The organism is Streptococcus mitis, from assembly GCF_016658865.1.
Classification (GTDB): Bacteria; Bacillota; Bacilli; order Lactobacillales; family Streptococcaceae; genus Streptococcus; species Streptococcus mitis_BT.
In genome coordinates, this window is sequence record NZ_CP067992.1 from 1,796,375 (window position 1) to 1,817,743 (window position 21,369).

Annotated in this window: 20 protein-coding genes; 1 reads left to right on the forward strand and 19 read right to left on the reverse strand. The window is 42.0% G+C overall.

Annotated features, from left to right (window positions below; genetic code table 11):
• Positions 1-101: 101 nt before the first annotated feature.
• From JJN14_RS08795 to JJN14_RS08835, 9 genes are all read right to left on the reverse strand, one after another.
• Complete coding sequence (locus tag JJN14_RS08795; RefSeq protein ID WP_201058452.1) at positions 102-1,769, reverse strand: DAK2 domain-containing protein; 1,668 nt, start codon at positions 1,767-1,769, stop codon at positions 102-104.
• Positions 1,770-1,771: 2 nt separating this feature from the next.
• Positions 1,772-2,137: an Asp23/Gls24 family envelope stress response protein gene (locus JJN14_RS08800; protein WP_000216437.1), complete on the reverse strand. Its 366-nt coding sequence runs from the start codon at positions 2,135-2,137 to the stop codon at positions 1,772-1,774.
• 155 nt (positions 2,138-2,292) lie between these two features.
• Complete coding sequence (gene rpmB / locus JJN14_RS08805) at positions 2,293-2,481, reverse strand: 50S ribosomal protein L28 (protein WP_001140948.1); 189 nt, start codon at positions 2,479-2,481, stop codon at positions 2,293-2,295.
• Between the two features lie 106 nt (positions 2,482-2,587).
• Complete coding sequence (locus tag JJN14_RS08810; protein WP_125415574.1) at positions 2,588-3,262, reverse strand: LiaF transmembrane domain-containing protein; 675 nt, start codon at positions 3,260-3,262, stop codon at positions 2,588-2,590.
• A 4-nt stretch (positions 3,263-3,266) separates the two neighbouring features.
• Positions 3,267-3,713, reverse strand: a complete 447-nt coding sequence (locus JJN14_RS08815; protein ID WP_201058453.1) for a LytTR family DNA-binding domain-containing protein — start codon at positions 3,711-3,713, stop codon at positions 3,267-3,269.
• Positions 3,714-3,826: 113 nt separating this feature from the next.
• Positions 3,827-4,330: a phosphatase PAP2 family protein gene (locus JJN14_RS08820; protein ID WP_201058454.1), complete on the reverse strand. Its 504-nt coding sequence runs from the start codon at positions 4,328-4,330 to the stop codon at positions 3,827-3,829.
• Between the two features lie 248 nt (positions 4,331-4,578).
• Positions 4,579-6,339: an ABC transporter ATP-binding protein gene (locus tag JJN14_RS08825; protein ID WP_201058455.1), complete on the reverse strand. Its 1,761-nt coding sequence runs from the start codon at positions 6,337-6,339 to the stop codon at positions 4,579-4,581.
• A complete protein-coding gene (locus JJN14_RS08830) occupies positions 6,329-8,098 on the reverse strand; it encodes an ABC transporter ATP-binding protein (protein WP_201058456.1) in 1,770 nt (589 codons plus the stop codon). Before JJN14_RS08830 ends, JJN14_RS08825 begins: the two co-directional genes overlap by 11 nt.
• A complete protein-coding gene (locus JJN14_RS08835) occupies positions 8,073-8,543 on the reverse strand; it encodes a MarR family winged helix-turn-helix transcriptional regulator (RefSeq protein WP_201058457.1) in 471 nt (156 codons plus the stop codon). Before JJN14_RS08835 ends, JJN14_RS08830 begins: the two co-directional genes overlap by 26 nt.
• A gap of 214 nt (positions 8,544-8,757) precedes the next feature.
• Here JJN14_RS08835 and JJN14_RS08840 point away from each other — a divergent pair, with 214 nt between their 5' ends.
• Entirely contained in the window at positions 8,758-9,399 is a 642-nt protein-coding gene (locus JJN14_RS08840) for a DUF4190 domain-containing protein (RefSeq protein WP_201059157.1), read from the forward strand.
• 55 nt (positions 9,400-9,454) lie between these two features.
• Here JJN14_RS08840 and JJN14_RS08845 read toward each other — a convergent pair whose 3' ends face one another.
• The 10 genes from JJN14_RS08845 to rpoC all read right to left on the reverse strand — a co-directional run bounded on the left by JJN14_RS08845 (position 9,455) and on the right by rpoC (position 21,348).
• A complete protein-coding gene (locus tag JJN14_RS08845) occupies positions 9,455-10,171 on the reverse strand; it encodes a YebC/PmpR family DNA-binding transcriptional regulator (RefSeq protein WP_000532877.1) in 717 nt (238 codons plus the stop codon).
• Between the two features lie 96 nt (positions 10,172-10,267).
• Entirely contained in the window at positions 10,268-11,638 is a 1,371-nt protein-coding gene (locus tag JJN14_RS08850; RefSeq protein ID WP_201058458.1) for an MATE family efflux transporter, read from the reverse strand.
• Positions 11,639-11,752: 114 nt separating this feature from the next.
• Positions 11,753-12,907: a recombinase RecA gene (gene recA, locus JJN14_RS08855; protein WP_201058459.1), complete on the reverse strand. Its 1,155-nt coding sequence runs from the start codon at positions 12,905-12,907 to the stop codon at positions 11,753-11,755.
• Between the two features lie 54 nt (positions 12,908-12,961).
• Positions 12,962-14,218 (reverse strand): competence/damage-inducible protein A, encoded by a 1,257-nt coding sequence (locus tag JJN14_RS08860; RefSeq protein WP_201058460.1) that lies wholly within the window; start codon positions 14,216-14,218, stop codon positions 12,962-12,964.
• A 67-nt stretch (positions 14,219-14,285) separates the two neighbouring features.
• A complete protein-coding gene (gene brpA, locus JJN14_RS08865; protein ID WP_049487428.1) occupies positions 14,286-15,323 on the reverse strand; it encodes a biofilm formation/cell division transcriptional regulator BrpA in 1,038 nt (345 codons plus the stop codon).
• Between the two features lie 7 nt (positions 15,324-15,330).
• Positions 15,331-15,849, reverse strand: a complete 519-nt coding sequence (locus JJN14_RS08870) for a GNAT family N-acetyltransferase (RefSeq protein WP_201058461.1) — start codon at positions 15,847-15,849, stop codon at positions 15,331-15,333.
• A complete protein-coding gene (gene tsaE / locus JJN14_RS08875; protein ID WP_201058462.1) occupies positions 15,839-16,282 on the reverse strand; it encodes a tRNA (adenosine(37)-N6)-threonylcarbamoyltransferase complex ATPase subunit type 1 TsaE in 444 nt (147 codons plus the stop codon). Before tsaE ends, JJN14_RS08870 begins: the two co-directional genes overlap by 11 nt.
• Before the next feature lie 94 nt (positions 16,283-16,376).
• A complete protein-coding gene (locus JJN14_RS08880) occupies positions 16,377-17,009 on the reverse strand; it encodes a competence protein (protein WP_236253691.1) in 633 nt (210 codons plus the stop codon).
• 130 nt (positions 17,010-17,139) lie between these two features.
• A complete protein-coding gene (gene ndk / locus JJN14_RS08885; protein ID WP_049552313.1) occupies positions 17,140-17,562 on the reverse strand; it encodes a nucleoside-diphosphate kinase in 423 nt (140 codons plus the stop codon).
• A 108-nt stretch (positions 17,563-17,670) separates the two neighbouring features.
• The gene (gene rpoC / locus JJN14_RS08890) at positions 17,671-21,348 is read right to left on the reverse strand and encodes a DNA-directed RNA polymerase subunit beta' (protein ID WP_049487426.1); all 3,678 of its coding nucleotides are present in this window, start codon (positions 21,346-21,348) and stop codon (positions 17,671-17,673) included.
• Between the last annotated feature and the right edge of the window lie 21 nt (positions 21,349-21,369).

A 21,369-nucleotide genomic window follows, 5' to 3' on the forward strand; every position in this document is an offset into this window, starting at 1 on the left:
TGAAGGTAGAATCACTAGAAGCTTCTGTCATGAGGAGATATGACAAATGTCATAAAAAAAGAAAGTTGCAAAATCAACTTTCTTTTTAATCTATTAAATTTTTATTCCACACTAAATAGGTATGGGTAAACAGGTTGTTGGCCTTGGTGAATCTCGACTTCAAGGTCTTCGAATTCTTCTGCGATTTCTTGAGCAATTTCATTGGCAAGTTCTTCGCTTCCGTCTTCACCGACATAGAAGGTTACGATTTCACTGTCTTCATCCAACATATGTTTCAATGTTTCTGTCAAGGTTTGGTGCATGTCAGGGTTTGACACGAGGATTTTCCCATCCACCATACCAAGATTATCGTTTTCATGGATTTCTAAGCCATCAATGGTTGTATCACGAACGGCTGTTGTGACGCTTCCACTAACGACATCGCTGAGGGCTGCAGTCATACGTTCTTGGTTTTCTTCGATAGACTTGCTTGGATCAAAGGCAAGAAGACTTGTCAAACCTTGAGGAAGAGTACGAGCCTCTACCACTACTGCTGGTTGCTCCAAAACTTCTGCTGCAGATTGAGCTGCCATGAAAATATTCTTGTTGTTTGGTAGGAAGATGATGTTACGAGCGTTGACCTGTTCAACAGCCTTGATAAAGTCTTCTGTTGAAGGGTTCATAGTTTGACCGCCTTCAATAACATAATCCACACCTTGAGAACGGAAGATATCTGCTAGACCTTTACCAGCCACTACAGCAATCAAAGCATACTCTTTTTCTTCAGCTGGTTTGCTAACTTGAGCAGCTTCTTTCTCAACCTGTGCTTCGTGTTGGTTACGCATATTGTCAACTTTTACCTTGACCAAGCTACCATATTTGAGACCTTCTTGCATAACAAGTCCTGGATCTTCTGTATGGACATGGACTTTGACGATTTCATCATCATTAACAACGAGGAGAGAATCCCCGAGTTCATTCAAATAGTTACGGAATTCGTCGTAGTCAAAATCTTTGGCATAGGTTGGACCTTGCTTAAGAGCTACCATGATTTCAGTACAGTAACCAAAGGTGATGTCCTCAGTCGCTACGTGACCAGCTACAGACTTATGATGTTCAGCATTGATCATTTCACTCATGTTGGCCGGAGTCGCTACAAAGTCCTCAGATGCAATATATTCACCAGTAAGGGCTGAAAGGAAACCTTCATAGATGAAGACCAGTCCTTGACCACCTGAATCCACAACGCCAACTTCTTTCAATACTGGAAGCATGTCTGGTGTTTTAGCTAGAGCTGTTTTAGCACCTTCCAAGGCTGCGCGCATGACTTCAACAGCGTCATCTGTTTGCTCAGCTTTTTTCTTAGCACCGATAGCAGCTCCACGAGAAACTGTCAAAATCGTTCCTTCGACTGGTTTCATCACTGCCTTATAGGCAACTTCTACACCTGATTGGAAGGCAAGGGCCAAGTCTTGACCTGTTAACTCGTCTTTATCCTTGATGGCTTGTGAAAATCCACGGAAAAGCTGAGACGTAATAACACCTGAGTTTCCACGCGCACCCATCAAAAGACCTTTGGCAAGAATGCTCGCTACCTCGCCAACTGTAGAAGCTGGCTTGTCTGCAACTTCTTTAGCACCATTTTCAATGGTCATTCCCATATTTGTTCCAGTATCTCCATCTGGAACTGGAAAGACGTTTAATGAATTGACATATTCAGCTTGCTTATTCAAGCGAGTTGATGCAGCCTGCACCATTTCTTGAAATAAGCTAGTAGTAATTTTTGACACGGTTATTCTCCTACAACTTTGATATTTTGAATGTAGACATTTACAGTCTGAGCAGTAATTCCAAGTTGGTTTTCCAAACTAAAACGAACACGCTCTTGAATGTTTTTTGACACTTCGCTAATCTTTGTTCCGTAGCTCAACACGGTATATACATCAACTGCAATGCTGCCATCTTCGGCTGCCTTTACGACCACACCTTTAGAGTAATTTTCCTTACCTAGAAGGGCTTGGAAATTATCTTTGAGGGCATTTTTACTAGCCATACCGACCACACCAAAAATCTCAGTTGCTGCTCCACCTACGACGGTTGCAATCACTTCATCTGTTAGTTCGATTTGACCATCTTTTGTATTAATTTTTACAGTCATCCTTTTTACCTCAACTAGTTGATACTCTATTTTATCATATTTCAGCCCAAGTGTAAAAGCAGAATACTGTATCAGCGGATATTTACTCTATTTTTCAAATGATTTTATATCTACAGTAAAAGAAAAAAGACCCTAAGGTCTCCTTACTTTTATTATTAAACGCGTTCAACTTTACCTGATTTCAAAGCACGAGCTGAAGCCCAAACTTTTTTAGGTTTACCATCGATAAGAACAGTAACTTTTTGAAGGTTTGGTTTTACGGCACGTTTTGTTTGGTTCATCGCGTGTGAACGGTTGTTTCCTGATACAGTCTTACGACCTGTAAAGTAACATACTTTAGCCATTTGTGTTTTCCTCCTATTAGATCTAATATAGCGGATGTGCTAGCACCACATACTGTACTATGTTATCACACTTTCTCTGTTTTGGCAAGGGGATTGGAAGATTTTTTTATTTGACGTAGACAACACCAAGTTTACCAAAAGCCACTTCCCCGCGAATAATCAAGGTTTTGCTTGTTGGCGCTACAGGAGCATCTGCCTTGGCTGCACCAAAGGATGTTTCTACTTTCAAATCTACACGCCAGTGTTGTGGAACATAGACGGTTGCATTTCCGAAAGCAACTTCGATATTTAAAGTCGCAAAATCACCTAACATATCTGCATTGTCATAGTAGATTTTTGCATTTCCAAAAGCAACTTCTACTTGGTCTTCTACAAGATCTTGATCTTGTTTATAGAAAGTCCCACTTCCAAAAGCGACTTCCTTGTCTGTCAGAATGGTCTTTTCACCGTCATACCACCATTTTTTCCCGTTCCAAAACTTACTTGAGTGAGTGAGATAGCCAACACCTAGCACTGCTAAGATACTAGCCCAAAATAGAGACTGATTTGGGATAGGTAAAATGTTATAAAAATGATTTGCAATCATTACTGCTACTAGAGCTGTAAAAACTGCTGATGTCAGGTGACGACGAAGCAAAGATTCAACTGACTGGTAGGCAAAAAAGACGATACCAAGTAAAGGCCATATTTTACCATCCAAAGAAGGAATACCAAAATTTCCTTGTAACAAAATCCATGCCGCTAAAACCAATAAAACAATACCAAATGCTTTCTTTTTCATCTTATTACCTCATGTTTCTTAGATTTTCTTTTAGGAGGGATTGGTAATGTCGTGAGACATGAACCTCCTTATGGGTCTGATAAAAGGAAATGGTGCCCGTTCCTGAAAAGGATTTGTCCACCGAGTAAACCTGACGGATATTTGCAATAGTCGACTTGGATACCCGACTAAAATAACGAGGAAGGATAGACTCTAACTCATAGAGTTTAAGCCGAACCTCGTAGGCATCTTTCTGGGTATGAGCGTAAATCTTGTTCCCTCCTGTCTCAAAGAAGAGAATTTCCGACAAGTCCAGATAATATTCACCCGTCCCCTTGTAAAAAATCAACCGAGGAGACTTGGACTCTTGCAAGAGCCGCTGTAAATCCGCAATCTCATCTGTCAAAGACGCTGCCTTGATGACAATTTCAGTTTCCTCTAAATTGCTGTCAATTTCGATTCGTAACTTCATTCCATCTCCTTTCTGACTCTACTATATCAAAGCCAAAATAAGAAAACAAGAGCAAAAAAGCAAGTGGTTACTTTAGACTCGTAAGTGGTTGCGGGACCACCTTAACTTACAGGTCAACATAGAAAGAAAATCACACCCCACACAAGAGCACATATATAGCCAACTACTACATCCTTGGGGAAATGCACTCCACCTAAGACTCTCACTAGACCGAGAAAGGCTGACAAAACCAACAAGATAACCCCTACAGATAAACTAGCATGAAAGCAAGCCATGGATATAATGGTTGCTGAAAAGACATGACGACTGGGCATAGACTGACCAGGACTATCTCTGTCTAGTAGCGGGACAATTTCCCAAACTTCATAAGGCCTAGGGGCATTGATTTTCTTACGAAGAAAGGACAAAATCACAAAACCTGATGCAGGGATAAACACATACATCAAGACTTGTTTCCCAAATCCTTCTCGGAAATAGATAGTAGTTAACAAGGTCAGATAGACTATAGGCACAACTACTGTCATGAAGCGATTAAAAGTTCTTAACAAGCTCAGAAGAAAGGGCTTATTTTTAATGTTAGCAGCAATGTGGGCATACCATTCTTGATAATTTTTCATATATTTTCTCATTACTTACTCAAATTTTATACTCAATGAAAATCAGAGAGCAAACTAGGAAGCTAGCTGCAGACTGCTCAAAGCACTGCTTTGAGATTGTAAATAAGACTGACGGAGTCAATAACATATACCTACAGCAAGGCGAAGCTGCCGCGGTTTAAAGAGATTTTCGAAGAGTATTGCTTGCAGGGAAGCACTTGTCTTCTAGTATAGTGCAGAAAAAGAAGGCCGTCAAGCCTTCTTTTGGTTTATTCTTCTGCTTGGTCTTCTGTAAATTGACTGTTATACAAATCAGCATAGAAGCCAGCTTGCGCCATTAGCTCATCATGATTTCCTTGCTCGATGATATTTCCATCTTTCATGACAAGAATCAAGTCAGCATTTCGGATAGTAGACAAGCGGTGGGCGATGACAAAGGAAGTTCTGCCTTCCATCAAACGATCCATGGCTTTCTGGATTAATTCTTCCGTCCGAGTATCAACCGAAGAGGTCGCCTCATCTAAAATCAAGAGCGGCGCATCTTTCAGCAAAGCACGAGCGATAGTCAAGAGTTGTTTTTGTCCGACAGACAAGGTCACTGTGTCGTCCAAGACTGTATCATAACCATCTGGTAGGGTCATAATAAAGTGGTGAATCCCTACAGCCTTGCTGGCTTCAATCACGCGCTCATCACTAATCCCCTTTTGGTTATAGATAAGATTGTCGCGAATGGTTCCTTCAAAGAGCCAAGTATCCTGCAAGACCATTGAAAAGGCATCATGTACTTCCGAACGCTTCATCTCTTTGGTATCCACACCATCGATGCAGATACTTCCCTTATCAATCTCATAGAACTTCATCAAAAGATTGACAATGGTTGTCTTACCAGCTCCTGTCGGTCCGACAATGGCAACCTTTTGACCTGCATGAGCGGTCGCAGAAAAGTCATGGATAATAGTTCGCTCTGGTGTATAACCAAAGGAGACTCGATCAAAGACTACTTGACCTTTCATATCGCTCAATTGGATTGCTTTATGGGATTCATCTTCCATCTCCTCTTCAGCTAGAAATTCGAAGACACGTCCCATGGCTGCACTAGCCTGCTGCAGACTAGTAATTCCTTGGGCAATTTGTGAAAGAGGCTGAGAAAAGATACGAACATAGGCCATAAAGGCAACGATAATCCCGATACTGATGTGTCCACTTAAAGCCAAGGCTGCACCAACAATAATCACTAGGGCATAGCTAAAGTTCCCAATAAACATCATAATCGGCATCATAATCCCTGAAATAAACTGAGATTTCCAGATACTATCATACAGACGATTGTTTAATTTCGCAAACTCTTCTTTCGTACTCTCGATAGCATTGTAACTGGTCACCACATTATGGCCAGAGTACATTTCCTCCACATAGCCATTGACAGTTGCCAAATCTTGTTGCTGACTCTTAAAAAAGCCCTGTGATTTGCCCATAAAGACGGACACGAAAACAAAACCAATAAGGGTTGACACAACCGTCACCAAGGCTAAAATCCAGTTCATCCCAAACATGGTTACCAAGACTGCCACGACCAGTAAACTAGATGAAAGAACTGTTCCTAGACTTTGATTGAGGGACTGGGCTGCAGTGTCAACGTCATTGGTCACACGAGACAAAGTATCCCCCTGAGAGTGTCCATCAAAATATCCCAATGGTAGGCGATTGATTTTCTCTGCAATGGCTGTTCTCAAACGCTCTGAAAAACGTTGAATGGCTGTTGTAAACAGAAATGCCTGTAAATAATTTGATAGAAGTCCGATCACATAAATCACGGCCAAAAAACCACCAATAGCTGCAACCGCCGCGACATCCACACTTGTTTCTAGACCACTGGCAATAATATTAGTCATTTCCTTGATGCGGGTTGGACCATATACAGTAATGATATTGGATACGATTGTTGCTAGAAAGGCGATTAGAAGGGCAAACTGGAGGCCTGCAAGATAGGGTTTACTCTGTTTCCAGAGAGACATTTTCTTATTTTCCATGTTCCAATTCCTCCTTCGATAGTTGTGAATAGGCAATTTCTTGGTAAACTTCGTTATTAGCTAGAAGTTCCTTGTGGGTGCCTTGTCCCACGACTTTTCCTTGATCCAAGACCAAAATCAAATCTGCATCCATAATCGTTGAAATACGCTGTGCAACGATAAGCTTGGTCATAGACTTGGTTTTCTCTGCTAGCTCTTGGCGTAGGACACGGTCTGTCTTGTAGTCCAAGGCTGAGAAGGAGTCATCAAAGATGAGGATTTCTGGCTTCCGAGCCAAGGCACGAGCAATGGCCAGACGCTGTCTTTGTCCACCTGAGAAGTTGCTTCCTCCTTGGGCCACTTCTGAGACCAAGCCCGCTTCCTTGTCTTCGATAAAGTTCTTAGACTGGGCCAATTCCAAGGCTTGCCACATAGCTTGTTCATTCAGCGGTGTTTCTTGACTGTGTCCAAAGTCCAAATTGCCCTTAACATCACCTGAAAAGAGAACCGCTTTCTGAGGAATATAACCAATCTTGTTGCGCAAATCTTTCAAGTCATAGTCTTGAACATTGACACCATCTACCAGAATTTCTCCTGCTGACACGTCGTAGAAACGTGGAATCAGATTGACCAGAGTTGATTTACCAGAACCTGTCGACCCAATAAAGGCCACTGTTTGACCCGCTTCTGCTTTAAAGCTAACATGCTCGATAACTGCCTCCGAATTTGCCGCATAGCGGAAGGTCACATCCTTATATTCGACCTGTCCTTTGAGGTTTTCATCAGCCTGCTGCACTTGGGCAGGATTTTGGATAGACGAATGCAAATCTAAAACTTGATTAATCCGCTTAGCAGATACCATGGTTCGGGGAAGAACGATAAAGAGCGCCCCCATGAGAAGAAATCCCATGACAACCTGCATGGCATAAGACATGAAAACGACCATGTCACTAAAGAGAGGCAGACGCGCTGTCGCAGCAGCGTCGTTGATTACATAGGCCCCAATCCAGTAAATCGCCACACTCAAACCACTTGAAATCCCCATCATGATTGGATTTAGAATGGCCATAAGACGGTTGACAAACAAATTCAAGCGTGTCAATTCATCATTTGCTGCTGCAAATTTTTCATTTTGGTAATCCTCTGCATTGTAGGCGCGAACGACACGAATACCTGTTAAACTTTCACGAGTGATACTGTTCAGTTTATCAGTCAGACTTTGAATCAAGGACTGTTTTGGAAAGGCTAACGTCATCAAAATAGTCGTCATTAAAACGTTGACAATCACTGCCACAAGTACGGCCCAGAGCCAGTATTCCGAATGGCCTAAAATCTTCCCGATAGCCCAGATAGCCATAATCGGACCACGCGTAACTACTTGCAAGCCCATGGTAATCAACATCTGAACTTGAGTAATGTCATTGGTAGTACGCGTCAAGAGACTGGGAATAGAGAATTTCTTAATCTCTGTCTGCGAGTAGTCTAAAACTCGGTTAAAAATGTCACTTCTCAGCCTACTAGTATAAGAAGCAGCCACTCTGGATGCAAAAAATCCAACTGCGACTGCGGACAAGAAGGCAAAAAAAGACATTCCGACCATCATACCTGCTGGTTGCCATAACTCATCCAAGTTGGTTCCTTGACTTCCTAGCAAATCCGTAATTTTCGAGATATAGGTCGGCACTTCCAGCTCTAGATAGACCGAAAAGCAGGTAAAGAGAATGGCTAGTAAAATCATCCCCCATTCTTTTCTACTAATTCGTTTTGCTAATTTCTTCATTATCTCCTCCTATTCTCTTGATATTTTCCTGTAGTTGATTGAGGACTTTCTCAAAAATCAGTAATTCGCCTTCATCTACATCTGCCAACAACTGCTTGTCTATGCGTTTAAAAAAGGCCTTAAATTCTTGCATTTGAGAACGCGATTTGTCCGTCAGACGAACAAACTTAGCCCGCTTATCGCTAGAACTCGCCTCCAATTCTACCAGACCATTTTGCACCATACGCTTGACCAAGTTACTAGCAACAGACTTGCTAATATTGAGTTCTTGCTCAATATCTTTAATCAAGACCAAGTCTTGGTTTTCCTCACGGATATCCAAAAAACGTACAACCTGACCTTGCGGTCCACCCATAAATTCAATACCACAACGTTTGGCTTCCCTTTGTACCATCAGATGAATCTGATGACTAAAACGCTTAAAGACCAACATCGGTTTATCCATGATTGCTCCTTTCTAATCCTTGTATTTAGTTCTCCTAGGAACTAAATAAGTTTTCGTGAGAACTATTTTATCACTTTGAGGAGGGATGTCAAGAAAAAAGTTTCCTAGAGAACTATCTTAGTTTAAATTGACATTAGGCAAGATTTTTTATATAATAAGCACTTACTACTGTGGATAGAAATCCATTCACTCAATGAAGGGAGAAAACTTTCAAATGAAACCAAAAGAACAAAGAGTTTTAGGAATCTTAGCAACCATTTTTGGAGCCACCGCACTTTTAGGATCCTGGATCCCGTTTATTAACTATCTATCGTTGTTCATCGCCATCGTCGCATTTATCTTGGGGATTATCGGCCTTATCGTCAACCTCAAAAAACGGAAAACAATGGCTATTATCGGAACATCCCTGGCAGTTGCCTCTGTTGTACTTTTCTTTACGACTCAGGCACTATACGCTGATGTCTACAAAGAGTATGCCAAGGAGTTTAACCGTTCCTACATGGATACGAGTGCCTCAATGGAACGCGAAGAAAAAAGCGACTTGACAGACGATACCTTCGCCTGGACCCAAGAACAGTTCGACGCCTTAATCGAAGGTGACCTTGACAACAAAGGAAAAGGTGGTACCACCTACGAGGATATTATCAACAAACACGGAAAGCCAGATTCCGAGTTTGACTTCACTCTTGGGGGTTACAATACGAAAAAAATCACCTATATCTCCATTGGAGACAAGACCAAGACTGTTACCTTAACTTTTGCAAAACAGGACAATGGACAGCTCTTGCTCGTCCAAAAACATGCAGTCGGTCTAGGTCTAGAAAAAAGCAAGCAACAAAACGATTCTGAAACCTGAGTCTAAGTTCAAATATCAAAAAAACGAACAGCTAGTAAAACTGTTCGTTTTTCTATTAGAATCCATCTACGTTTGTGTAGATCTTTTGTACGTCTTCGTCGTCTTCAAGAACGCTGTAAAGTTTTTCAAAGGTTTCAAGGTCATCGCCTGACAATTCCACTTCTGACTGAGGAATCATTTCCAATTCAGTCACTTGGAATTCTTCGATACCTGACTCACGAAGGGCAACGATAGCCTTATGAAGGTCAGTTGGAGCTGTGTAAACTGTGATTGTACCTTCTTCTGCTTCTACATCATCCACATCCACATCTGCTTCAAGCAATTGCTCAAAGACTGCATCGGCATCTTCACCTGCAAATACGATTACCCCTTTATTGTCAAAGAGATAAGAAACCGAACCTGAAGCACCCATGTTTCCGCCATTTTTTCCAAAAGCTGCACGGACATTGGCTGCTGTACGGTTGACGTTAGAAGTCAAAGTATCAACGATCAGCATAGAACCATTTGGTCCAAAACCTTCGTAACGTCCTTCTGTAAAGGTTTCGTCTGTATTTCCTTTTGCTTTATCAATCGCTTTATCGATAACGTGTTTTGGCACTTGGGCTTGTTTAGCACGGTCGATAACGAACTTCAAGGCTGAGTTTGATTCTGGATCTGGATCACCTTTTTTAGCTGCTACATAGATTTCTACACCAAATTTTGCATATACTTTAGAGTTAGCTCCATCTTTAGCCGTTTTCTTGGCTACGATATTGGCCCATTTACGTCCCATTAGGAATCTCCTTTTTTCACATTTTAATCTTTCTTATTATAACACAAGTTTTTTCGATTTTCACTAGAGGAAATGGATTTTATTTAGCAAATACAGCTAGGATATCACTTTGGTTGCCAAAATTTCCTTGCCTTCTTTTATCAAGGGGTGACGAAACAGTGAGAAATACAGTTGGATAGTCATGGCAACCCAGATTAGGGGTTCGCAAAGAATAACTCCCTTATAGCCTGCCCAAGGGATAATCAAGACCACAAAAGCGATTTTCCCGATTAGTTCGATAAAGCTAGAAACCAGTGGAAGGACTTTTTGCCCCAAACCCTGCAAACAATTGCGATAAATCAACAAGAGACTCAAAATGGGATAAAAAACTGAGCTGATTTGCAGATAGAGACTGCCATTTTCTACCAAGTAGCTATCCGTCGAACTAGCCAAGAAGGAAACCAAGGCTGGACTGGCAAAAAAGAGGAAGACACAAACAAAAACTGCCCAGGACATGCTTAGACGACTGCCGATTCGAAGTCCTTGAACAATACGATCTGGTCGCTTAGCACCTAAATTCTGAGAAGCAAAGGTCGTCATCGAAGCGGAAATAGCGGTCATGGGAAGAAGGGCGAAAGCCATAATGCGTCGCGCCGCTGTTTGAGCACTAATAATCACGGCTCCAAAAGTATTGACAGAAGACTGTAAAATCACACTGCCTATAGATACAATTGAACTCATCAAGCCCATAGCCAAACCTTGCTCCAAAAGATCCGCATACAAGGTCTTGTCCCATTTGAAATGCTTGAGCTGAGGGAGTAGCTCAGGCACACTCTTACGGATATAATAAAAGCAAAGAACCGCTGATAAGCCTTGCGAAATAATGGTAGCTAGTCCCGCGGATTGAACTCCCAGATGCAATTGTGTAATGAAATAGAGATCCAGAACCACATTAACCAGAGCAGAGAAAATCAGAAATCCAAGCGCTGCCAGACTGTCCCCAATGGACCGCAACAAACCTGCAAAAAGATTATAAGCAAAGCTGACACCGACACAAGTCACAATCATAGATATATATTGATAAGATTGAGGAAGAATTTCTGCAGGAGTATCTAGGTATTGCAAGAGTGAATACAAACCAAGAAAGCCCAGCAGCATAACTACAACACTCAAAAGAGCACCTAAAATCCAGGTGGCTGCTACTGCTTCCTTGATTTTAGTAAAATTCCGAGCCCCGTAATAACGGGCAATGACAATCCCCATCCCATTGCCAACACCAAGAGTAAAACCTACAATCAGGTCAAAGATTGCTGTCGTCGCTCCTACTGCAGCCAAGGATTCTTGACCAAGAAAACGCCCAACAATCAAGACATCAGCAGTGTTATAGAGCTGTTGAAAAATATTTGATAGCAAGATTGGGAAGGCAAAACTCACAAGCGAGGGAAGAATAGGACCATGAATCAGGTCCACTGTTCGTTTTTTATTCATAAGGCTATTATATCAGCTTTCTAGAGGAGCGACAAGAAACAGCAAACTATATGCAATCTGAAATCTTGAACAAAGAATCGAAAAAGCAGTGGATTTCTCCACTACTTTGACAGCTTATTCTTCAATTTCGATTTCAAGTTCGTCGCCTAGGTCAAGAGTTACTTCTTCATTTACAGAATCTGCTTGAACTGCTTCATCTTTTTTGCTTTCAGTAACTTCTTCTCCATCAATCAAGCCGAATTGAACACGGACTTGATGATCAATCTCATCAAAGACTTCTGGATTATCTGCTAAGTATTTCTTAGCATTTTCAGAACCTTGCCCGATTTTCTCATCCTTGTAAGAATACCAAGCTCCTGCTTTTTTGATGATATCCAAATCGCTTGCGATCTTCAAAAGCTCACCAGTCTTAGAAATACCTTCTCCATACATGATTTCAACGAAGGCTTCCTTAAATGGTGGAGCCACCTTGTTTTTCACGACCTTAATCTTAGTTTCTTTACCGACATTGGTGTCTTTCTGGTCACCAGTTCCCTTGATTTGTGTGCTTCCACGAACATCCAAACGCACTGAAGCGTAGAATTTCAGAGCACGTCCACCAGGAGTTGTTTCTGGATTTCCAAACATGACCCCAACTTTTTCACGTAATTGGTTGATAAAAATGGCAATTGTTTTGGTTTTATTGATAGAAGCACCAAGTTTACGCATAGCCTGGCTCATCATACGAGCCTGCAAACCAACGTGGCTATCTCCGATATCTCCATCAATTTCAGCACGAGGTACAAGGGCAGCAACTGAGTCGACCACGACAAGGTCAACTGCACCTGAGTCAATCAACTTTCCTGCAATCTCAAGACCTTGCTCTCCTGAGTCTGGTTGAGACAAGAGCAATTCGTCAATATTGACCCCAAGAGCCGCAGCATAAGCTGGATCAAGTGCATGCTCCGCATCAATAAAGGCTGCAATCCCACCTTCTTTTTGCGCTTGCGCAACTGCATGAAGGGCAACCGTTGTCTTACCAGATGACTCTGGTCCATAGATTTCAATGATACGTCCCTTAGGATAACCACCTGAACCAAGGGCAATGTCAAGAGCCAAAGAACCTGAGCTCATCACTTGCACCTTTTGCTCGGCACGTTCACCCAAACGCATGATTGATCCTTTACCAAAGTCTTTCTCAATCAGTTTAAGAGCGTCATTCAAGGCTTTTTCACGTTCAGCCCCGAATTTTTTTGAAATTTCATCTAATTTTTTTGGTTTTTTCGCCATTCTATTCTCCTACATTCTAATGGTCCTCAGACCTATCTACTATTATATCAAAAGTTAGTCACTTAATAAAGCCTTGCGAACTAGGTTAAAGGCATGCATAACCGCAATATGACGTACATCTGCTCGACTTCTGCCTCCAATATTGACCTTTATGACCTCAGTTCCTTGCCCTTGAGCCAAGCCTATAAAGACTGTCCCAGCTGGGTGCCCTTCTAGGCTATCTGGTCCTGCCACTCCAGTCAAACTAAGGCCAAAATCAGACTGGGTCTTGATTCGTGCCTGCTCAGCCATCTTCTGAGCTGTATATTCAGACACCACACCCTGTTCTTCCAAATCCTTGACAGGAATATCCAACATCTTTGATTTTTCCTCCAAGCTATAGGTTACAAAACCACCCTTAAATATACTTGAAGCACCCGAAAAATCCGCTACCCTAGCTTGGAAAAGACCAGCCGTCAAACTCTCAGCAGCCGTGATGGTTTTCCCCTGCCTTTTCAGTTCTTCTACCACAATGCTAGCTAAACTAGTTTCTTCCCCATAACCATAACAAAGATCTCGTAAAGAAATTCCTTCGAAAGTCTGGTGGTCCAAGATTTGATTTTCCAAGATATCCAGCACTTGATTCGCTTCTTCTTGACTGCTAGCCTTTGTTGACAGACGTAGAGTTACCTCCCCTGTCTTAGCATAAGGAGCCAAGGTAGGATCGGTTTGATTATCAATTAAATCAGCCAAAATCGTAACCAACTGACTTTCGCCAATCCCAAAGAAACGAAGAACTCGGGAATATAGCTTACTCCCTGTCATCAACTTAGGTAGAAGTTGATTTAAAACCATGGGTTTTAATTCACTTGGTGGACCGGGAAGGACGACATAGGTCACTCCATCTACTTCCAATATTCCCCCCACAGCCAGTCCTGTTTCGTTTGGTAGTGGAGTCGCCCCTTCTACAAGCTGAGCTTGTCTTTCGTTATTCGGTGTTCGGGCATAGTCTGGTCTCTGGGCAAAAAAGACATCCAACTTCTCCTGCGCCTGAGGATCAAAGACTAATTCTTTCCCTAAAAATTTAGCTAGGGTTTGTTTGGTTAGATCGTCCTCAGTTGGCCCCAAACCACCTGTCAAAATCACCAGACTGCTACGTTGACTGGCAATCTCAAGCAGGGATAAGAGACGAGCTTCATTGTCTCCTACAGCCGTCTGAAAATATACATCTACCCCAATCTCTGCTAGTTTTTCCGACAAAAACTGGGCATTGGTATTAACAATCTGTCCTGTCAAAATCTCTGTTCCAACAGCAATGATTTCTGCTTTCATGTTTCCTCCTACCTATCTATTCGTATTTTTTTGAAAAAATCGCAGGAAATTTCCCACGATTTCATTATTAATTTTGTTCTATTTCTACACTTGAAGCATTCGTTGGTGTAGCAGTTCTTCCAAGAATTGCTTCGTATAACACAGCATTGGTTTCTACTTCAGTTACTTCCTCTTTACCTAGTGAACGACGTAAGAGATTTTGCATTTCTAACATATGCTCAGTTGTAACAATCTGGTAAGAAATGCCCTGCAGTTCAGCATCTTCTCCTCGCAATTGATGTGTTTCAATATTCTTGAAGGAATCTTGATAACCAAGTAATTGTGGAATACTTTTCGCTGATAAATCAATGTTGGTCTGCATATTGGTACTTAGGGCTTTTAAGATAGACTGATAGTGACTAACACTATTCAAGCTAAGAACTTTTTCAACAACCTTTTGAATGACTTCACGCTGACGCTTCTGACGTCCGTAGTCCCCTTCTGGATCTTGGTAGCGCATGCGAGAATAAACAAGCGCTTCTTCACCATTTAGAGTTTGCTGTCCAACACCAATGGAAATTTTATTAAATTCTTCCTGGTCAGTAATCGAAATTGGAAAACCGAGTGTATTATTTACAGTCACCCCGCCAACTGCATCAACCAATTGTTGCAGTCCCTGCATATTCACCATAACGTAACGATCGATATGAATATTCATCATTTTCTGGATAGTTGAGATTGCCAATTCCGCACCACCACCAGCATAGGCAGCATTTAGTTTAGCTTCCTCAACACTACCATCTTTATGCTGAATTTTAGTCAAGATATCACGTTCCAAACTTAACATCGTTGTCTTTTTCGTGTGCGGATTAACCGTTAAGAGAATCATGGAATCACTATTTCCCTCCCAAGGGTCAGTTCGTTCTACGTTTCCAGTATCAACCCCCATTAAAAGGATCGTTAAGGGTTCAGTCGCCTCAATAACATTGGTTTCTTCCCCTATTTTTTTATAGGTCTTTGATAAGGTTTGTGTGCCTTGCTGATAAATGGTATAAGCAAAAACACCGACACCCAAAACTGTCACAGCTAGAAAAGCTAGCACCATTCCAATAATTTTTTTAACCATATTTCTATCAATCTATCAGTCTACCCATCAGGTAAACATCTATAAATTTCCCTTCTTCTATGTACGCACCGCGATCTTGTCTACCTTCAATGACAAAACCATTCTTTTGATATAAATGAACTGCAGCCTGATTACGAGTTTGGACAGTGAGTTGAAGTCTACGAAGAATGCCACTAACCTGCGCCCATTCTACAACTTCTTCAAGTAACAAACTCCCCAGTCCATTATTCCAATACTTCTTACCAATCACAATGAAGAGATCTCCAATATGCCGAACTCTCTTGCGCTGGTCAGCTGTAATATTTACAATACCAGCAATTTCATCATTCAGCAAGGCTAGTAAAGTGATTTGATTTTCTGAATGAGCCTGTTTATCCAAAAACAACTCCATCTCAGTATCTGTCATCAAAATGCCATCCCTGTCCAGACTGGTAAAATCTGTTTCTACACTGACACGATTTAAAAATGATACTAACTCAGCCGCATCTTCAACTTCTGCTTCCCTAATGAGCAACTCATACTCCATGTTGAAGCTCCTCTAAGAGTTTTTCTGCACGTAAACCCTTTGCTTGGAAATTCAGCCTGCGACCGTCTTCTTCTTTTAGAATTTCCAATTCTAAATAAGTATCTGGTAAGGCATCACCTAAAAGATGTCCCCACTCGATGACAGTCACCCCGCCACCAAAGAGAAACTCATCTAAATCAATAGAATCAGCATCCCCCTCAATGCGGTAAACATCTAAATGATAAAGAGGAAGACGACCTTCATACTCTCTTACGATAGTGTAGGTTGGACTCTTAATCATCTGAGTAATCTTTAATCCTTTAGCAAGACCTTTTGTAAAGGTCGTTTTGCCTGCTCCAAGTTCTCCAGTTAGAATTAAGACATCATTCTTTTCTAATAAATAGCCCAAACGTTCCCCTAAGGACTGTAACTCTTCTTCGTTTTTAGTGTACATGTTTCTATTATACCAAAAACTTGTTCTTTGTCTAGGTATTATCTCTGAATTCCATATTATGAATTAAAAACTTGAGCCAGTCCTTGTTATGATTTTAAAATAGGAACAGTAAAAAGACAACTAACAAGATATCTCTCATCAAATGACTGTAAAATGAAACTTCCCAACGAATGACTTTTGGCACCAACAGTTCTAGAAATAGCATTCCCAAGGCAATATAAAAGATCATGGATAATAGCATCCAAGGATTTCTGAGAAAGATTAGAATAGCTAATCCACTAATAAAACACATTTCCTTCTTTCCAAAAATCTTTTTCAATCCATTTACATACTTCTGAATCGGCAGAAAAACTAACAAATCAATACCAAATAAGAAAAAGAAACTCGGTAGAAAGGCTTCCACACCCCCTTCTACGGATGTATTTCCTGCAAGGATATGTTCTATGACAATTAAAGCTAAACCCAAAATATTTACTAATAGCAAGAGACTATACAAGAATTGTTGCTTATCTTCCTTAAAAACTGAATAAGATTGATTTCCCTGCCCTCTATAGTAGTTTATCCCTGCCCCAATACTGGCAAGGAGCAACATACCTACTAAATAATAGAAGCAGTTTTGATTTAACATCAAGGCCCAAGTCGATAAACTTAAACAAGAACAGCTACTAATACCAAAAACTGTCAGCAATAACAAAATACGAATTTGCTTTTTCATTCTTTCCATCATTCTTCCTCCCTTACTTGCTCTTATTATAGGCTAGAAATCCTCACCATTGCTAGAATATTTCTCAACTGTCAATTTTCTACTCTAAAATGCAAAAAAGTTTGATGCAAGTAACCCTTACATCAAACTTTTACTACTTTCCGTCAAACCAAAGAGTAATTTCTCGCTTAGCTGACTCTTCTGAATCTGAACCATGCACAACATTTTGAATAGCTTGGTTTTCTCCAGCAGCTTTTGCAAAATCACCTCGAATAGTTCCTGGTAAAGCTTCCTCTGGACGAGTAGCACCCATCATGGTCCGCCAAGTTTCAATTACTTTGGGACCAGAAATGATACCTACAAGAACTGGGCCTGAAGTCATAAATTCACGAATCGGTGGGTAAAAACTTTGACCAACCAAGTCCTGATAGTGCTGATCAATCAACTCTTCTGAAACCTGTGAACGCAACTCCAATTTTTCGATTGTAAAGCCACGTTGTTCGATGCGTTTCAACACTTCACCTACTAATCCTCTTTTTACACCATCTGGTTTAATGATAAAGAATGTTTGTTCCATACCCGTCTCCTTTGTCAGCTTCTTTCTTTTATTTTACCACATTTCATGGAAAAATGGAGAAAGTTTTCAGAAAAGAGAAAGAGAACCCGAAGGCTCTCTCATTCTCTCTTATTCTACTGTTTCTTCCACAGTTTCAACGGCAGTGTCCACAACTACTTCTGTTGTCTCTTCATTTCCTTCTTCCTCTACTGGAGGATTAAGGTATTCTTCTTCGTTGATAGCTTGTGGTTCAAGGTTACGGTAACGGGCCATACCAGTACCTGCTGGGATGATCTTACCGATGATAACATTTTCTTTAAGTCCAAGGAGATGGTCTTTCTTACCACGGATAGCCGCGTCAGTAAGGACACGAGTTGTTTCCTGGAAGGAAGCCGCTGACAAGAAACTGTTGGTTTCAAGTGAGGCTTTGGTAATTCCCATAAGAACTGGGCGACCTGTCGCTGGAACTCCACCTGCAATAAGGACATCTTTGTTGGCATCTGTAAAGTCATTGATATCCATGAGGGTACCCATGAGAAGATCTGTGTCACCTGGATCCATGACACGAACTTTACGGATCATTTGACGAACCATTACCTCGATGTGTTTGTCACCGATTTCTACCCCTTGGCTACGGTAAACTTTTTGTACTTCACCGAGAAGGTAAGTTTCAACTGACAAGACATCACGAACTGCAAGGAGACGTTTTGGTTGGATAGAACCTTCTGTCAGAGCAGCACCACGCGCTACTTGGTCTCCAACTTCAACACGCATACGAGCTGTAAATGGAACGACATACTCCCCTTCGCCAGTTTCACCCTTAACAAAGACTTTCTTAGTACGAGTTGATGCATCTTCTTCGATAGCTGTAACTTGTCCTTTAACCTCTGTGATAACCGCTTCCCCTTTAGGGTTGCGAGCTTCAAAGATTTCTTGGACACGAGGAAGACCCTGAGTGATATCGGTATTTGAGGCAACCCCACCCGTGTGGAAGGTACGCATTGTAAGCTGTGTACCAGGTTCCCCGATAGATTGGGCAGCGATTGTACCAACTGCTTCACCGACTTCAACCGCATCACCAGTCGCCAAGTTGATACCATAACAGTGACGGCAGACACCATGACGAGTGTTACATGTAAATACAGAGCGGATAGTAACTTCTTCCACACCAGCATTGACAATTTCACGCGCCTTGTCTTCTGTAATCAACTCATTTGGACCGATGATCACTGCACCAGTTTCTGGATGTTTAACAGTTTTCTTAGTGTAACGACCATTGAGACGCTCTTCGAGTGACTCGATCATTTCTTTTCCTTCTGCGATAGAACGGATCAAGAGACCACGGTCAGTTCCACAGTCATCCTCACGGATGATAACGTCTTGGGCAACGTCAACCAAACGACGAGTCAAGTAACCTGAGTCGGCTGTCTTAAGGGCCGTATCGGTCATACCTTTACGGGCACCGTGAGTTGAGAAGAACATTTCGAGTACTGACAAACCTTCGCGGAAGTTTGAAAGGATTGGCAATTCCATGATGCGTCCGTTCGGAGCAGCCATCAGACCACGCATACCGGCAAGCTGTGAGAAGTTTGAGATATTACCACGGGCTCCAGAGTCCATCATCATAACGATTGGGTTCTTAGGATCTTGGTTGGCAATCAAACGTTTCTCTAGTTTTTCACGGGCAGCACGCCATTCAGCTGTAACGGCATTGTAACGCTCGTCGTCTGTAATCATACCACGACGGAATTGTTTTGTGATTTGTTCTACACGTTTGTGTGATTCTTCAATGATTTCAGCCTTGTCATCAACGACTGGAATATCGGCAATACCCACTGTCAATCCTGCAAGAGTTGAGTGGTGGTAACCGAGGTTCTTCATACGGTCAAGTAGGGCAGAAGTTTCTGTCGTACGGAAACGTTTGAAGATTTCAGCGATGATATTCCCAAGGTTTTTCTTCTTGAATGGAGGGTTAAGCTCAAGATTGCTGATAGCTTCCTTGATATCTCCACCAAGTGGCAAGAAATATTTAGCTGGAACGCCTTCTGTCAAGTTGGCATTATTTGGTTCTTGCAAGTATGGTAGCCCCTCTGGCATGATGTCGTTGAAGAGGATTTTACCAACTGTTGTGAGCAAGACCTTATGTTTTTGCTCTTCTGTCCAAGGCTTGTTGAGGCTGTCTGTTGCGATACCAACACGTGAGTGGAGGTGAACATAACCATTACGGTAAGCCATAACCGCTTCGTCACGGTCTTTGAAGACCATTCCTTCACCTTCACGACCAGCTTCTTCCATAGTCAAGTAGTAGTTACCCAAAACCATGTCCTGAGACGGAGTAACAACTGGTTTACCATCTTTCGGATTCAAGATGTGCTCAGCAGCTAGCATCAAGATACGAGCTTCTGCTTGGGCTTCTTCTGAAAGCGGTACGTGGATGGCCATTTGGTCCCCGTCAAAGTCGGCATTGTAGGCTTCACAGACAAGCGGGTGCAAGCGAAGGGCCTTACCATCAATCAAGACTGGCTCGAAGGCTTGGATACCCAAACGGTGAAGGGTCGGTGCGCGGTTCAAAAGCACTGGGTGTTCTTTAATCACTTCTTCAAGGATATCCCAGATACGCTCATCTCCGCGTTCCACCAAGCGTTTAGCAGCTTTGACGTTTTGCACGATATCACGGGCAACAATTTCACGCATCACGAATGGTTTAAAGAGCTCGATCGCCATTTCACGTGGCACACCACATTGGTACATCTTAAGCGTTGGACCAACGGCGATAACAGAACGTCCTGAGAAGTCAACACGTTTACCGAGCAAGTTTTGACGGAAGCGTCCTTGTTTACCTTTAAGCATGTGGCTCAATGATTTCAATGGACGGCTACCTGGTCCTGTGATTGGACGACCACGACGACCATTGTCAATCAAAGCGTCAACTGCTTCTTGAAGCATACGCTTCTCATTTTGAACGATAATACCTGGTGCATTCAACTCAAGCAAACGAGCCAAACGGTTGTTACGGTTGATAACACGGCGGTAAAGGTCATTCAGGTCAGATGAGGCAAAACGGCCACCATCCAACTGCAACATTGGACGAAGATCTGGTGGAATAACCGGAAGGATATTGAGAATCATCCATTCAGGTTTGTTTCCAGACTTGTAAAAGGCATCCAAAACATCCAAACGACGGATGGCTTTGACACGTTTTTGTCCAGTAGCTGTTTTCAACTCTTCTTTGAGTTCAGCAATTTCTTTTTCAAGATCTACTTGTTTCAAGAGGTCTTGGATAGCTTCGGCACCCATCTTGGCAACGAACGATCCATAACCATACTCACGCAAGCGCTCACGGTATTCGCGCTCTGTCATGATAGACTTGTGCTCAAGTGGTGTATCCTTAGGATCAATCACCACATAAGCCGCAAAGTAGATAACTTCCTCGAGGGCACGGGGACTCATATCAAGGGTCAAGCCCATACGGCTTGGAATCCCCTTGAAGTACCAGATGTGAGATACAGGAGCTTTCAATTCGATATGCCCCATACGCTCACGACGAACTTTTGTACGCGTCACTTCAACCCCACAACGGTCACAAACAATTCCTCTGTAACGAATGCGTTTGTACTTACCACAAGCACATTCCCAGTCTTTTGTAGGACCAAAGATAACTTCATCAAAGAGTCCTTCACGTTCTGGTTTCAAGGTACGGTAATTGATTGTTTCAGGTTTTTTGACTTCTCCATAAGACCATGAACGGACTTTGCTTGGAGAAGCTAGGGTGATTTGCATACTTTTAAAACGATTTACATCAACCACTATTTCTTCCCTTTCTATTCT